Source organism: Burkholderia sp. AU39826, from assembly GCF_020419965.1.
GTDB classification, from domain to species: domain Bacteria; phylum Pseudomonadota; class Gammaproteobacteria; order Burkholderiales; family Burkholderiaceae; genus Burkholderia; species Burkholderia semiarida.
Genome location: NZ_JAIZQG010000018.1, coordinates 40,190 through 54,942, shown reverse-complemented (window position 1 = coordinate 54,942; position 14,753 = coordinate 40,190). Strand labels below are relative to the sequence as shown.

The 14,753-nt window shown below is 67.8% G+C and carries 11 protein-coding genes; 8 read left to right on the top strand and 3 right to left on the bottom strand.

What is annotated here, in order from left to right:
* Positions 1-11 precede the first annotated feature (11 nt).
* The 6 genes from LGM42_RS25090 to LGM42_RS25065 all read left to right on the top strand — a co-directional run bounded on the left by LGM42_RS25090 (position 12) and on the right by LGM42_RS25065 (position 9,249).
* Entirely contained in the window at positions 12-668 is a 657-nt protein-coding gene (locus LGM42_RS25090; protein ID WP_226233542.1) for an urea amidolyase associated protein UAAP2, read from the top strand.
* 199 nt (positions 669-867) lie between these two features.
* Positions 868-4,488, top strand: coding sequence for an urea carboxylase (uca, locus tag LGM42_RS25085; protein WP_226233540.1), 3,621 nt, complete (start codon positions 868-870; stop codon positions 4,486-4,488).
* Positions 4,485-6,356 carry an allophanate hydrolase gene (gene atzF / locus LGM42_RS25080; RefSeq protein ID WP_226233539.1) on the top strand — a complete coding sequence of 624 codons (1,872 nt, stop codon included), beginning with the start codon at positions 4,485-4,487 and terminating at the stop codon, positions 6,354-6,356. Before uca ends, atzF begins: the two co-directional genes overlap by 4 nt.
* A 64-nt stretch (positions 6,357-6,420) precedes the next feature.
* A complete protein-coding gene (locus LGM42_RS25075) occupies positions 6,421-7,395 on the top strand; it encodes an ABC transporter permease (RefSeq protein ID WP_226233538.1) in 975 nt (324 codons plus the stop codon).
* A gap of 45 nt (positions 7,396-7,440) precedes the next feature.
* The gene (locus LGM42_RS25070) at positions 7,441-8,352 is read left to right on the top strand and encodes an ABC transporter ATP-binding protein (RefSeq protein WP_226233536.1); all 912 of its coding nucleotides are present in this window, start codon (positions 7,441-7,443) and stop codon (positions 8,350-8,352) included.
* A gap of 159 nt (positions 8,353-8,511) precedes the next feature.
* Positions 8,512-9,249: a transporter substrate-binding domain-containing protein gene (locus LGM42_RS25065; protein WP_226233535.1), complete on the top strand. Its 738-nt coding sequence runs from the start codon at positions 8,512-8,514 to the stop codon at positions 9,247-9,249.
* A 50-nt stretch (positions 9,250-9,299) separates the two neighbouring features.
* Here LGM42_RS25065 and LGM42_RS25060 read toward each other — a convergent pair whose 3' ends face one another.
* Positions 9,300-10,232 carry a LysR family transcriptional regulator gene (locus LGM42_RS25060; protein ID WP_226233599.1) on the bottom strand — a complete coding sequence of 311 codons (933 nt, stop codon included), beginning with the start codon at positions 10,230-10,232 and terminating at the stop codon, positions 9,300-9,302.
* A gap of 209 nt (positions 10,233-10,441) precedes the next feature.
* On the opposite strand from LGM42_RS25060, the gene LGM42_RS25055 reads away from it, so the two are divergent.
* On the top strand, positions 10,442-11,308 hold the full coding sequence (locus LGM42_RS25055; protein ID WP_226233533.1) for an NmrA family NAD(P)-binding protein: 867 nt from the start codon (positions 10,442-10,444) through the stop codon (positions 11,306-11,308).
* A gap of 218 nt (positions 11,309-11,526) precedes the next feature.
* Here LGM42_RS25055 and LGM42_RS25050 read toward each other — a convergent pair whose 3' ends face one another.
* Positions 11,527-12,444: a LysR family transcriptional regulator gene (locus LGM42_RS25050; RefSeq protein ID WP_060313871.1), complete on the bottom strand. Its 918-nt coding sequence runs from the start codon at positions 12,442-12,444 to the stop codon at positions 11,527-11,529.
* Positions 12,445-12,583: 139 nt separating this feature from the next.
* Between LGM42_RS25050 and LGM42_RS25045 the strand changes: the two genes are divergently transcribed.
* Positions 12,584-13,348, top strand: coding sequence for an SDR family NAD(P)-dependent oxidoreductase (locus tag LGM42_RS25045; protein WP_060313868.1), 765 nt, complete (start codon positions 12,584-12,586; stop codon positions 13,346-13,348).
* A 68-nt stretch (positions 13,349-13,416) separates the two neighbouring features.
* Here the strand turns inward: LGM42_RS25045 and LGM42_RS25040 are convergent, their stop codons facing one another.
* The gene (locus tag LGM42_RS25040; RefSeq protein ID WP_226233531.1) at positions 13,417-14,649 is read right to left on the bottom strand and encodes an MFS transporter; all 1,233 of its coding nucleotides are present in this window, start codon (positions 14,647-14,649) and stop codon (positions 13,417-13,419) included.
* Between the last annotated feature and the right edge of the window lie 104 nt (positions 14,650-14,753).

Below are 14,753 nucleotides of genomic sequence, written 5' to 3'. Positions count from 1 at the left end.
GGAGCGAGACCATGCCGATCATCGAAAGCCGACTCGACCCGCGCGACGCGATCCACGACATCACGCTGAACGCGGGCGACCCGTGGCTGCACGACCTGAAGCGCGGGCAGATCTTCCGCATTCTCGACCTGGAAGGCAACCAGGCCGTCGACACGCTGTTTTACAGCACCGACGATCCCGATGAACGCTACAGCGCGCAGGACACGATCCGCGCGCAGCGCAACCTGTACCTGAGCGCGGGCAGCGTGCTCGTGTCGAGCCGCGGCAACCCGATGGCGACGATCGTCGCCGACACGTGCGGCCGCCACGACACGCTCGGCGGCGCGTGCGCGGCCGAGAGCAACACGGTGCGCTATGCGCTCGACAAGCGTTACATGCACAACTGCCGCGACAGCTTCCTCAACGCGATCGCGCACTGCACGTGCGGCGCCGGTGCGAGGCTCACCAAGCGCGATCTCGTGGGCAACGTCAACTTCTTCATGAACGTGCCCGTCACGCCGCTCGGCAGGCTCACGTTCGAGGACGGCATCTCCGCGCCGGGCAAATACGTCGAGATGCGCGCGGAGATGGACGTCACGGTGCTGATCTCGAACTGCCCGCAACTGAACAATCCGTGCAACGGCTACAACCCGACGCCCGTGCGCCTCATCGTGTGGGAGGCGGAATGAACGACCCCCACGCTTACTTGCTTTGCATGGGGCCGGCGTACGCGCTGAAGCGCTACGCCGGGCCGACATGTTCGCTGCCCCCCAAGGGGGCGGTTGCCGTCCACGGCCGGCTTTGCAAAGCCGGCCGGCTGCGCGGGCGCGGAGCGATGCTCCGCGAATTCCCCGCTACACCCCTTGGGGCGGCCCGGCGGGAGGCAACATGAGATTCGCCAAAGTCCTCGTCGCGAACCGTGGCGAAATTGCCTGCCGCGTGATCCGCACGCTGAAGCGCCTCGGCATCGCATCGGTCGCGATCTATTCGGATGCCGATCGCGACGCGCGCCACGTGGCGCTCGCCGACGAAGCCGTGCGGGTCGGGCCCGCGGCGGCGGCCGACAGCTATCTGAACGTCGCGGCCATCCTCGCCGCCGCGCGCGAGACCGGCGCGCAAGCCGTGCACCCCGGCTACGGCTTCCTGTCCGAGCACGCGGGCTTTGCCGACGCATGCGAAGCGGCGGGCCTGCGCTTTATCGGGCCGCGAGGCGATCACATGCGCGCGTTCGGCCTCAAGCACACCGCGCGCGAACTCGCCGCCGCACACGGCGTCGCACTGCTGCCCGGCACCGGGCTGCTCGACGACGTGGCGACGGCGCTCGCCAAAGCCGACGCGATCGGCTATCCGGTGATGCTCAAGAGCACCGCGGGCGGCGGCGGCATCGGCATGTCGCTGTGTCGCGATGCCGCGCAGCTCGGCGCGGCTTTCGAATCGGTCGTGCGGCTCGGCGCCGCGAATTTCGCACATGCGGGCGTCTATCTCGAGAAGTTCGTCGAACACGCGCGGCACATCGAAGTGCAGATCTTCGGCGACGGCCGCGGCGGCGCGATCGCGCTCGGCGAACGCGATTGCTCGGTGCAGCGCCGCAACCAGAAGGTGATCGAGGAAACGCCCGCGCCCGACCTGACCGACGCCGAGCGTGACGCGCTGCACGCGAGCGCGGTACGGCTCGCGCGCGCTGTGGGCTACGCGTCGGCCGGCACGGTCGAATTCGTGTTCGACGCGTCCGCGCGGCGGTTCTATTTCCTCGAGGTGAACACGCGGCTGCAAGTCGAACATTGCGTGACCGAGGAAGTGACGGGCGTCGATCTCGTGGAATGGATGATTCTGCAGGCCGAAGGCGACCTGCCGCCGCTCGACACGCTTGCCGTCGCGCCGTGCGGCGCGAGCATCCAGGTGCGGCTCTATGCGGAGGATCCGAACAAGCAGTTCCAGCCCAGCGCCGGGCTGCTTACGCACGTCGCGTTTCCGGAGAACGTGCGGGTCGACGGCTGGATCGAGGCAGGCACGGAGATCAGCGCGCATTACGATCCGTTGCTCGCGAAGCTGATCGTGCGTGGCGACACGCGGCGCGACGCGCTCGCCGCGCTGCGTGCCGCGCTCGACCAGACCGAGCTGTACGGGATCGAGACCAATCTCGACTACCTGCGCGCCGTCGTCGGCTCCGACACGTTCGCGCGCGGTGCGCCGACCACTGCCTTCCTGTCGCGCTTCGCGTTTGCGCCGCACACGATCGACGTGCTCGACGGCGGCGTGCAGACCACCGTGCAGCAGGCGCCCGGGCGGGTCGGCTACTGGAGCGTCGGCGTGCCGCCGTCGGGGCCGATGGACGATCGCGCGTTCGATCTCGCGAACGCGCTGCTCGGCAACGCGCGCGACGCGGCCGGGCTGGAATTCACGATGGTCGGCGCGACGCTGCGCTTCAATACCGCGACGCTGTTCGTGCTCGGCGGTGCGCCGCTCGCGGCCACGCTCGACGGCGAAGCGGTGTCGTTCTGGCAGGTCGTGCGCGCACGGGCGGGCGCGGTGCTCAAGCTGGGCGGCGTGACGGGCGCGGGCGTGCGCGCGTGTCTCGCCGTCAAGGGTGGGCTGCAGGTACCCGACTATCTCGGCAGCAAGGCGACCTTCACGCTCGGCCAGTTCGGCGGCCATGCCGGCCGCGCGCTGCGCAAGGGCGACGTGCTGCATCTGCACGCGGACGCCGGGCGCGGCGACGCCGGCGCGACGCTGGCCGCGGCCGACATTCCCGAGCTGACCCACGCATGGACGCTCGGGGTGCTCGACGGTCCGCATGGCGCGCCGGATTTCTTCACGCCGGATGACATCGCGATGCTCTACGGCACGCAGTGGACCGTCCATTACAACTCCAGCCGCACCGGCGTGCGGCTGATCGGCCCGAAGCCGCAATGGGCGCGTGCGGACGGCGGCGAGGCGGGGCTGCATCCGTCGAACATCCACGACAACGCGTATGCGATCGGTGCCGTCGATTTCACCGGCGACATGCCGGTGATTCTCGGCCCGGACGGCCCGAGCCTCGGCGGCTTCGTGTGTCCGGTGACGGTCGGGCGCGACGAGCTGTGGAAGCTCGGGCAGTTGCGGCCGGGCGACACCGTGCGGTTCGTGCGCGCGGGCGTGTCGGCCGGGATATCGGCCGGGAAGCCGGCTGCCGCGATCGTGGATGCGACGCGTGACGTGGCAACGGCTTCATCCGGCGCATCCGACGATTGCGTGCTGCACCGCGACCCGTCCGCGGGCGGCGGCATCGGCGTCGTCTATCGGCGCTCGGGCGATCGCAACGTGCTCGTCGAATACGGGCCGCTCATGCTCGACCTGAACCTGCGCTTTCGCGTGCACGCGCTGATGGGCTGGCTCGACGCGCACCGGTTGCCCGGCATGCTCGACCTGACGCCGGGCATCCGCTCGCTGCAGGTGCAGTTCGACGCGCGGACGCTGCCGCTCGATGCGCTGCTCGCGCATCTGCAGGCGGCCGAGCGCGAGTTGGCCGACGTGGCCGACATGCGCGTGCCGAACCGCATCGTCCATCTGCCGCTGTCGTGGGACGACCCGTCGACGCGCGTCGCGATCGAGCGCTACATGCAGTCGGTGCGGCCCGATGCGCCGTGGTGCCCGAGCAATATCGAGTTCATCCGGCGCATCAACGGCCTCGCGAGCATCGACGACGTGAAGCGCATCGTGTTCGACGCGCGCTATCTGGTGATGGGGCTCGGCGACGTCTACCTCGGTGCGCCCGTCGCGACGCCGATCGATCCGCGGCACCGGCTCGTGACGACGAAATACAACCCCGCGCGCACCTGGACGCCGGAGAACGCGGTCGGCATCGGCGGCGCGTATCTGTGCGTGTACGGGATGGAAGGGCCGGGCGGCTATCAGTTCGTCGGCCGCACCGTGCAGATGTGGAACCGCCACCGCACCACGCGGGAATTCGAAGCCGGCAAGCCGTGGCTGCTGCGCTTCTTCGACGAGATCCGCTTCTACGAAGTCAGCGAGGCCGAACTGACTGCGCTGCGTGCGGATTTCATCGCGGGCCGCGCGACGCTGAAGATCGAGGAATCGGTGTTCGATCTGCGCGCCTACAACCGCTTCCTGCACGACGAGGCGGATTCGATCGCCGCGTTCAAGGCGACGCAGCAGGCCGCGTTCGACGCGGAGCGCGAGCGGTGGCGCGCGGCCGGCCATGCGGAATACGTCGGCGACGCGGAGCACGGCGACGCGCAAGCGGACCGGGCGGCGGCCGCGCTCGACGACACGCAGCGGGCGATCGCCGCGGACGTGTCGGGCAGCGTGTGGAAAGTGCTGGTGGAAGCCGGCGAGCGCGTGACCGAAGGGCAGGTCGTCGCGATCGTCGAGTCGATGAAGATGGAGGTGGCGGTGACGGCAACGGAAGACGGCACGATCGAAACGATCGATTGCGCGCCTGGCGCGGCGGTGGTGGCCGGCCAGCGGCTGATGGTGATGAAGGCGGGCGCCGCCGAGGAGGTCGCATGAGTACGAGGGAACGCTCGATCCTGCCCGGGCTGCACTCGATTGCCGCGCTGCGCGCACGCTACGCGGCGGGCGGCCTGACGCCGCATGCGCTCGTCGACGCGATCGCCGCGCACTTCGACGCGGGCGACCCGCACCATGCGTGGATCCGGCCGCTGACGCGCGACGAGATGATGCCGTATGCCGACGCACTGGCCGGGCGCGACATCGCGTCGTTGCCGCTCTACGGCGTGCCGTTCGCGGTCAAGGACAACATCGACGTCGCCGGCATCCCGACGACGGCGGGCTGCCCCGCCTACGCATATACGCCCGAACGCAGCGCGCCCGTGGTCGAGCGGCTGATCGCGGCCGGCGCGATTCCCGTCGGCAAGACGAATCTCGACCAGTTCGCGACCGGGCTCTCGGGGCAGCGCTCGCCATACGGCGCGTGCCGCAATGCGCTCGACCCGCGCTACGCGTCGGGTGGCTCGAGTTCCGGCTCGGCCGTGGCCGTCGCGCTCGGCGTCGCGACGTTCTCGCTCGGCACCGACACGGCGGGCTCCGGGCGCGTACCCGCCGCATTTCATGGGCTCGTCGGGCTCAAGCCGACCCGGGGCGTGCTCAGCACGCTCGGCGTGGTGCCGGCCTGCCGGTCGCTCGATTGCGTGTCGGTGTTCGCCCGCTTGGCGGACGACGCGCGCACCGTGTTCGCCGCCGCGCACGGCGTGACGGAAGGCGATCCTTACGGGCGCGCCTGGCAGCCGCTGCTGGGCGCGGACGGCTTGCGCGCGCAGCCGGCGCGACCACTCGCGCAATTGCGTTTCGGTACGCCACGTGCCGATCAGCTCGAATTCTTCGGCGACGCATCGTATCGCGCGGCATGGGGTGCGGCGCTGGAACGGCTGCGCGCGACCGGCGCGCGGATCGTCGAGATCGACTTCGGCCCGTTCCTGGCCGCCGCGCGGCTGCTGTACGAAGGCCCGTGGGTCGCCGAGCGGCTCGCCGCGATCGGCCCGTTCGCCGCGCGCGAGCCCGATGCGCTGCATCCGGTGATTCGCGAGATCCTCGGCGGCGCGTCGCGCTTCAGCGCCGCCGATGCGTTCGCCGCATTCGACCGGCTTGCGGCGCTGCGCGTCGATGCGGCCCGCGCGTGGGACGGCCTCGACGCGATCGTGATGCCGACCTCGGCGACGACCGCGACCGTCGATGCGCTCGAAGCCGATCCGATCGCGATCAATTCACGCTTCGGCTATTACACGAACTTCGTGAACCTGCTCGACCTGTCGGCGATCGCGGTGCCGGCAGGCACGTGCGCGACCGGGCCGCATGCGGGCTTGCCGTTCGGCATCACGTTCGTCGGTCGCGCGCACGACGATGCGCGGCTGCTCGATCTCGCGCAGGCATGGGGCGACGGCGTGACGGCGGGCGGCGACGTACGGCCGCCTGCGGCCGCGATGCCGCCGGGCGCCGCATCGGCGGGTGTCGTGCGGGTGGCCGTCGTCGGCGCGCATCTGCGCGGCGAACCGTTGAACGGGCAGCTCACGCAGCGCGGCGCGCGCTTCGTCGCCGCGACCACGACCGCGCCGGCCTATCGTCTCTATGCGCTGTCCGCCGACGCAAGCGGCGGCGTCGCCAAACCGGGGCTCGTGCGCGTGCCGGACGGCGGCGCGCCGATCGCGGTCGAGATCTGGGAGATGCCGGTCGACGCGTACGGCAGCTTCGTCGCCGGTATTGCGGCGCCGCTCGGCATCGGCACGTTGACGCTCGCCGACGGTTCGCCCGTGCAGGGCTTCCTGTGCGAGCACGTGGCGCTCGACGATGCGCAGGACATCACGCGGTTCGGCGGCTGGCGGGCGTACCGCGCGCAGGCCGCGAGCGACGCACGGCAATGACCGCACGGTCGCGCGATGCCGCGGCATTCGCGCGACCGGTACCCGAAACGATACGGAGATTCCGATGACAACGACCCGCAACACGACCGGCTGGCTCGCCGTGCGGCGCGAGCTGACGACGCGCGGCAAATGGACGCTCGGGCTGGCGTCCTTCCTGCTGCCGTTCGCCGTCTGGTGCCTGATCAGCTATGTCCCGTTCGTCTGGCATCCGCAAATGCGCATCACGAATCCGGGCAGCGTCGACTATTTCCAGGCCGGCATGCAGATCGACCGCGACGTGTTCGACGACGAGTTCGCGCATGCGCGTGCGGCGCACGCAGCCGTGCCCGAGGGCGAGCGCGCGAATCCGGTCTACCTGCCGGCGCCGCACCAGGTATTGCGCGCGTTCTACACGGCGTTCACGACACCGCCCGCGTCGCGCGACGGCGTGTGGCTGCACGAAAGCCTGTGGCACAGCATCCGCATCATCTTCTGGGGCTTCGTGATTTCGTCGGCGATCGGCGTGCCGCTCGGCATCGTCTGCGGCACCTTCAGTGCGCTCGCGCGGCTGCAGGAGCCGTTCCTGGAGTTCTTCCGCTATCTGCCGGCACCCGCGTTCGGCGCGCTGATGGTCGCGATCCTGGGCATTTACGACGCGCCGAAGATCGCGATCATCGTGATCGGCACGCTGTTCCAGCAGGTGCTGATCGTCGCGAACACCACGCGCAAGCTCGAATACGGGCTGTTCGAGGCCGCGATGACGCTCGGCACGAAGAAACTGAAGCTGCTGACGCACGTCGTGATTCCGGGCGTGCTGCCCGACCTGTATCGCGATCAGCGGATCCTGCTCGGCTGGGCGTGGACTTACCTGATCGTCGCCGAGCTCGTCGGCACGAGTTCGGGCATCACGTGGTACATCAGCCAGCAGGCGCGCTACCAGCATTTCGACAACGTGTATGCGGCGATCCTGATGATCGGGATCATCGGCCTCGGCACCGATATCGTGCTCGCGCTGCTCGGCCGCCGGCTCTTTCCGTGGGACCGCACGCTGAAAGCGTGAGCGCCGCCCGCACGTATCCATCGACCGATTTCAGCAGAGGGCATCATGCAGAACCCGCAAGCCGTCCCCGATTACCTGATTCAATCCGACGCGGTGCGCGAGCGCTTCGCGCGACTGAAGGCCCGCGACGTAATACTCGACGTGCGGCACATCGGCAAGCGTTTCACGACACCGCAGGGCGAGTGTGTCGCGCTCGACGACATCAGTTTCAGCACGCACCGGCGCGAGTTCGTGTGCGTGATCGGCCCGTCCGGCTGTGGCAAATCGACGTTGATCCGGATCCTCGCCGGGCTCGACGCGCAGACGAGCGGCGACGTGCTGCTGGACGGCAAACCGGTGGACGGGCCGGGCGCCGATCGCGGGATGGTGTTCCAGGGCTATACGCTGTTTCCGTGGCTCACGGTGAAGAAGAACGTGATGTTCGGCCTGCGAATGAACGGCAGCAGCAGCGGCGTGGCCGAGCGCGAGGCGCTGCAGTGGCTCGATCTCGTCGGGCTGACGCGTTTTGCGGACGTGTATCCGCACCAGTTGTCGGGCGGGATGAAGCAGCGCGTGGCGATTGCCCGTGCGCTCGCGAACCGTCCGCGCATCCTGCTGATGGACGAACCGTTCGGCGCGCTGGACGCCCAGACGCGGGCGAGGATGCAGACGCACCTGCTCGACATCTGGCGCAACATCGACGTGACGATCCTGTTCATCACGCACGATCTCGACGAGGCGATCTTTCTGGCCGACCGGATCCTGGTGCTGAAGGCGAACCCCGGCGGCGTGCAGGAACTGATCGAGGTGCCGGTGCCGCGGCCGCGCGATTACTCGCAGGTCAATACGCCCGAGTTCATCGCGACGAAGGCGCGGCTCGAAGCGCTGATTCACCCGAAGGAGGCCGCGACGGCCGAAGACGACGGCATCAAGCCGCACATGATCCGGATGACGGACGTGGCGGACAACGTCGAATAGCGTGGAGCCAGTTCATTCTGGAACGCCTGACGGTCTCGCCAAAATAATGTCGTCAATTTGCTTACACCCGAATTAATTTTGTCCGCTCTTAGTGGATCTCGACTTCCCACGGTAAGCTGATGAACTCCTGATCGATTCTTCGGCCTGCGGGACAATGCGATGAAGGTAACCATTGCGTACATCGAGGAACCGCCGTTCGGCTGGACCGAAGCGGACGGCACCGCCATGGGTGCCGATCTGGAGCTCGCGGCGACGATCCTGCGACAGATCGGCGTTACCCGGATCGAGTATTGCCCGACGACGTTCAGCGAATTGCTACCCGGCGTCGCATCGGGTCACTGGGACATGAACGTGCCGCTGTTCGTGACGCCGCAGCGCGCCGATACCGTCGCGTTCAGCGTGCCGGTGTGGGGCATCGAGGACGGCTTTCTGGTGCGTCCCGGCAACCCGAAAGCGCTCACGAGCTATGCGTCGATCGCCGAACGTCCCGATGCGCGCCTCGGCATCATTGCCGGACAGGTCCAGCAGGATTCCGCGATGGCGTCAGGCGTGAGTCGGCGGCAAATCGTCGTGTTCGAACAGCAAGCCGACGCGATCGCGGCCGTTCTCTCCGGCGTGATCGACGCCTATGCGAGCACGGCGCTGGGGAATCGAATCGTTGCGAGCCGGATAGGCAGCGCGATGATCGAGGCCGTCGCGCACGAGCCGGGCGTCAACGGCGCACGGCGAGCGCCTCCGCTCGGCGCGTTTTCATTCAACCGGGAAAACCGGCGTCTTGTCGACACGTTTGATCGGCAACTTCGTGCCTATCTCGGCTCGCCGGACCATCGCGCTCGCATGGCGAGATTCGGACTGACCGCGCGCGAGATCGATCCAGCCCTCGCGCAGACAGTGTAGCTGGCGCTCGTCGGCGGGCCGCCGCGCGCTCGCGAGGCGGCGCCGGAGCACTAGCGCGTGCCGACGCCCGCGTGCATGCCCGACAGTTCGACCATGAAATCCAGGAACGCGCGGGTCTTGGCCGGCACGTGATGCCGGGACGGGTAGTACGCGTATAACGGATACCGCTCGTCGGCCCATTCGGGAAAGAGATTGATCAACCGGCCGTCGGCGATCAGCGGCTCGGCACCGAGCAGCAGCATCTGCGCGATGCCGGAACCGGCGACGCATGCGTTGAGCAGGGCGCCTGGATCGTTGACCGTGAGGCGTCCGCGGGTGTCGACCACGATGCGTTTGCGCTTGCGATGGAATTCCCACGCGAACGGCTTGCCTGTTTCCGGGTTCCGAAATTCGAGGCAGCGGTGGTTGCGGTTTTCGAGGTCCTCGGGTTTTTCCGGCCGCCCCCGGCGCGCGATGTACGAGGGCGCCGCGACCGTCACGACGCCGGTGTCGAGCAGCTTTCTCGCGATCAGGCTGGAGGCCCGCGGTTCGCCGAATCGTACGGCGAGGTCGAAGCCGTCCGTCACGAGGTCGCCCAGGCTGTCTCGCGCGATGAGTTCGATTTCGAGTTCGGGATGGGCGTCCATGAACGCATCGAGCCGTTGCCCGAGAATGGCGCGATAGACGACGGGATCCAGATTGATGCGCAGCTTGCCGCGCACCGCGGACGCGCCACCCGCGGCCGCCGCGGCGGCTTCCTCCAGCCCGGCGAGATGGGGCATGACCTGCTCGTAAAAGCGGCGGCCCTCTTCGGTCAGCGACACCGACCGCGTCGTGCGGTTGAACAGCCGGATGTTCAGCTTTCTTTCCAGCCGGGCAATCGCTCGACTGACGCCCGGCGGCGTCATGCCGATCACGTCGGCGGCAGCCGCGAACGTCCCGGCATCGACCACGGCGGCGAACACGCTGATGCCGCCGGACAGTTTCTCGCTACTGGATCTCATGGTTGCTCGAATGAATACGGTTGGCGGATCGCGAGCGACCCGCGGAAGGCCGGCACGCCCACGCCGCATGATGCCCATTGCCGGGCGTGCGCATCGATCATGCCGAATTGATGACGTGTTGTCACTAATCTGATGCCATCCATGTCGTTTTGTTTCGGCCGGCGTTTGTCCACAATGCGACCCACGCATTCACACATGGAGAACGAGCAATGTATGCAATCACTGGAATCACCGGTAAGGTCGGCGGCGCGCTGGCCCGTGAGCTGCTGGCCTCGGGTCGGCCCGTGCGCTCGGTCGTGCGCGATGCGACGCGGGCCGCGGCGTGGGCGGCGCGCGGGTGCGAGATGGCGACCGCTTTCATGGAAGACGCTTCGTCGCTCGCCGCCGCGTTCGCCGGCGCGACGGGCGTGTTCATCCTGCTGCCGCCGCAGTTCGATCCGGCGCCCGGCTTTCCCGAGGCGCGGAAGGTGATCGAGGCCGTGTCTGCCGCGCTGCTGAAGGCGCGCCCCGAAAGGGTCGTGTGCCTGTCGACGATCGGCGCGCAGGCACACGAGACCAATCTGCTCACACAACTCACGCTGATGGAGCAGACGCTGCGCGAGCTGCCGATGCCGGTGACGTTCCTGCGGCCCGGCTGGTTCATGGAGAACGCCGCGTGGGATGTCGTGTCCGCGCGCGACGATGGCGTCGTCGCCAGCTACCTGCAGCCGCTCGACAAGCCCGTGCCGATGGTCGCCACCGCGGACGTCGGCCGCGTGGCGGCTGACCTGCTCCAGCAGACGTGGCGCGGGGTGCGTGTCGTCGAGCTCGAAGGGCCGCGCCGGGTGAGCCCCGACGATCTCGCGCTGGCCTTCGCTCGCGTTTTGGGTCGGGACGTGCGCGCGGAGGCCATCGACAGGCGAACGTGGGAAGCGCTGTTTCGCGCGCAGGGTATGAAGCACCCGCTCCCGCGCATGCGCATGCTGGACGGTTTCAACGAAGGCTGGATCGATTTCGAAAGTGATCCTGACGAAATCCTGCGTGGCCGCGTCGCGCTGGACACGGTGCTGGGCGAACTGGTGTCGCGTACGGTCTGACGCATCGGATGGCCGGCGAGACGGGCGGGGTTGCGGTTCGCCGAACGCCTCGGCCCGGACGCCACGTCGTCGCGATCATGTGCGACACGGGCGTGAAGTATCTGAAGTCGTTCGCGCAGACGGTCGGCCGACGGCCTTCTCTGGGGGCCGTAGCGGTCGATCGGTCGAACCTGATCAAGTCCTTGAAGATCAGGTATCCCCAGCGCTTTCCGCGCGCGTCACGGTGGCCATCGCCAGACTGGATTGCCCAGATGTTCGGCGAAGTAGTCGGACAATGCCGTCACCTTCGCGGGGCGCGCCCGTGCCGACGGCGTAACGAAATAAAGCCCACCCTTCGTCAGCGACCAGTCGGTGAGAATGGCTTCGAGACGGCCATCGGCCAGATAGTCGTAGGCGATGAACTCCGGCAGCTCGGCGATCGCGAGACCATCGAGCAGCGTCGGCAACAGCGCATCGGCGTTGGTGACGCGTAGCGGGCCCGTCGGCATGACCGACTCCTCGTCGCCCGCGTCGTTCGTGAAACGCCAGACGGCACTACGCGCACGATAGGCGTACGAGAGGCAGGGGCGATCCGCGAGTTCGCGCGGATGCGCGGGTTTTCCTTCGCGACGCAAATATTCCGGCGACGCCACCACGAATTGCGTGACCGCGCACAGCCGACGCGCGACCAGTGACGAATCCGGCAGCGCGGCGATACGCAATGCGGCGTCGAATCCATCGGCGATCAGATCGACCGACGCATCCGATAAATGCAGGTCGATCGACACTTCCGGATACGCGCGAAAGAAGCCCGGCAGCAATGGCGCGACCCAGCGCAGCCCGAACGACATCGGCACGGTCAGGCGCACCAGCCCGCGGGGCTGCACCGACATCTCGCGCGCCGAGCTTTCCGCCTCCTCGGCCTGGCGATAGATCTCGCCGGCTTTCTCGCTGATCGTCCGGCCGAACTCGGTCAGCGAGAGCTGGCGCGACGTCCGATTGAACAACCGCGCGCCGAGCCGGTCCTCCAGGCGGGCCACGCCGCGCGAGACGGTGGCGACCGACACCCCGGTCGCGCGCGCCGCGGCCGCAAACGACCCGTGCTCGGCCACCTTCGCGAACATCGCGAGCCCTTCGAAGTCGGGTAGGTACGCCATTGCGCCTCATCCTTGCATTTATGCAACGTTTTATTGCGATCAATTCTATTTCGAAAAGATCAGGCCGTCGATATTCTCCTCACATCGCACTACGCGACACCTGACGCAAACACCACTGATCAACGAAAGGAGCAATACCATGGCACGCAAGCTCGACAACAAGATCGCACTCGTCACCGGCGCCACCAGCGGCATCGGTCTCGCCACCGCCCAGCGCTTCGCGGCTGACGGCGCGCACGTCTATCTCACGGGCCGCCGCCAGGCCGAGCTCGATGCCGCCGTGGAAGGGATTCGCGCAGCCGGCGGCCACGCGACGGGCGTGCGTTCCGATTCCACGAAGCTCGATGAACTCGACGCGCTGTATGCGCAAATCAAGGAAGAGCACGGGCGCCTGGACGTGCTGTTCGTGAACGCCGGCGGCGGTTCGATGCTGCCGCTCGGCAGCATCACCGAGGCGCATTACGACGAAACGTTCGATCGCAACGTAAAGGGCGTGCTGTTCACCGTGCAGAAGGCGCTGCCGCTGCTTGCCGAGGGTGCATCGGTGATTCTGACCGGCTCGACGGCGGGCAGCGCGGGTACCGCTGCGTTCAGCGTGTATTCGGCTTCGAAGGCGGCGGTGCGCGCGTTTGCGCGCAGTTGGATTCTCGACCTCAAGGAGCGCCGCATTCGTGTGAACACGATCAGCCCCGGCGCGACCCGCACGCCCGGCCTGCTTGATCTTGCCGGTGACGATGCGGCTCAGCGGCAGGGGTTGGCCGATTATCTGGCGGCCCAGATTCCGATGGGACGCCTCGGCGAGCCGGGCGAGATCGCGAGCGCGGCGCTGTTCCTCGCTTCAGACGATGCGAGCTTCGTGAACGGCATCGAATTGTTCGTCGATGGCGGGCAGCAACAGATCTGAGCGCGGCTGATCGACGCGACGTCGGGCAGGCGTTCGCGTCGCTTCGCCCGCCGACTGCCCGAAGCAACTCATCGACCATCCACCGCGCGTGCCGGAGCCGTTGCCGCGCCCAACTTCGCGCCACCGATTTTCGGCAACCACGCAAACGCAATCGTGACCAGCGTGACGCCGACGACGAGCATCGGCACCACCATCGGCCACGCCCCCGATTGATAGCGCGGATCGGTGAAAACCGCCGCCGTCTGTCCCACGCTGAAGGCGAAGAACATCATGATGAAGCCGGACCACGATACCGCGCGGCCGGCAAGGTGAGGCAGGCCGCTGACCGCGCCTGCCTGCCCGCATGGCTGATGGATCCCGTGGCCGAGACAATACACGCCGTGCCCGACGAGCAACGGCCAGATGCTGCCGGGAAGCAGCGCACACCCCAATGCCTGGATCACCGCGCCGGAAAGACTCAACGTCGCGCCCTGGCGCACCGTTCGCAGCATGCTTTGACGTCGGAGCAACCGGCGGCAGCCGTAGGTGCTCAGGACATAGACGAGCGTTCCGCTCGCCGGTATCCAGCCGTATCGCTGGGGCGAGATGCCGAGGTTCCGGATATAGATCGTCGGAGAAAGTAGCAGAAAGCAGAACATGCCGGTGTACGTCGACGCGGCCAGCAGCGTCCATACCCTGAACGGGGCATCGCTGAATATCTCGCGCACGTCCCCGGTCGAATTCCGGCGCGGCGCGATACTGGCGGCGCTCTCCTCGAAGCCGTACCAGCACATGACGAGCAAGCTGAACGCATACAGGCTCATCCCCGCGAGTACCCATCGCCAGCCGGCGTGCTGCGTGACGTACGCACCGAGAATCGGGGCAAGGAACGCCATCATCCCCATGCCCATGAAACCGCGCGCCATCACGTATGGGCCGTCGCCCGCCGAGTACCGGTCGCGTACCGCCGCACGGGCACATACCAGGATCGCGGCCATCGCGAAGCCCTGCATTGCACGCGCGGCCACCAGCATCGCGGCGGTTGACGCGAGCGCCGCCGCCAATGCGGTCAGCGCATAGAGCGCAAGGCCGGTCAGCAAGACGGGACGGCGGCCGAACCGGTCGGAAAGACTGCCCATCGGCAATTGTCCGATACCGAATATCAACGCGAAAACCGTGAGACTGACGCTGGCCGAGCCCAGCGTTGCAGCAATTTCCGGTAGCGCCGGCAGGTAACTGTCGGTCGCCACCGGCTGGGCCGCGAGCAGCAGCGGCAACATGAGCGCGAAGTTCAGGCGAGCGGGGCGCGTGGTGTCCGGCATGACGGTGTTCGGCACGGTATCGGGCGAGGGATGGGGGCAGCGGCAAGGCAACGTCGCTCGGCACAGCTCGCTCGTATCGACGCGCCGGGTCTGCGAGATCGCGC